This is a genomic window from Candidatus Pelagibacter communis, from assembly GCF_001180205.1.
Classification (GTDB): domain Bacteria; phylum Pseudomonadota; class Alphaproteobacteria; order Pelagibacterales; family Pelagibacteraceae; genus Pelagibacter; species Pelagibacter ubique_O.
The window spans coordinates 1-663 of record NZ_CVSU01000099.1 but is presented as its reverse complement, the minus strand read 5'-3'; the positions used below and the strand labels follow the sequence as shown (position 1 = coordinate 663).

General features: G+C 25.2%; 1 protein-coding gene. It reads left to right on the top strand.

The features are described from left to right. Nucleotides 1-609 (top strand): HAD-IA family hydrolase (locus AMO08_RS04615; RefSeq protein ID WP_075485680.1); only part of this gene is annotated, 609 nt, incomplete at its 5' end. Between the last annotated feature and the right edge of the window lie 54 nt (nt 610-663).

The window sequence follows — 663 nt, the reverse complement described above, 5'->3', positions numbered from 1 at the left end:
TCAGAGATTCAAAGAAAGTCATTTAACAAAGCATTTAAACAATATGGGCTTGATTGGAATTGGACTAAGCGAGAGTATGTAAGTTTACTAAGTAAATCTGGGGGAAAAGATAGAATATCTAGATACGCAAAGAAGAATAAAGAAATTGTAAACTCTACATATTTAAGAAATTTAAAAACTAAAATATTCAATAATTATCTTAAAAAAAACCAGCTTAAATTAAGACCAGGTGTTAAAAATTTAATTTTATTCTGTAAGAAAGAAAAAATAAAATTAGCTTTTGTCTCATCAACATCTACAAACAATATAAATGCAATCTTATATTCATTAAGGAATTCAATACATAAAAAAGATTTTAGTTTTATAGGTAATTCAAAATTAGTAAAAAAATTTAAACCAAATCCTGCAATATATTTGCTAGCACTAAAAAAACTTAAGATTAAAGCTAACGATTGTTTGGCCATTGAAGACACGCAAGAAAGCCTAAATTCAGCTAAGCGAGCTAAAATAAAATGTATAATTTTTCCTGGAAAATTTCATTCTTCAAGAAAATTTAGTGGTGCCTATAAAAAAGTTTATAGACTGAATAAAAATATTATTCTGAGATAAATTTTTGTACTAAATTATTAAATTGATCAGGCTGTTCTAAATGAACATTATGAG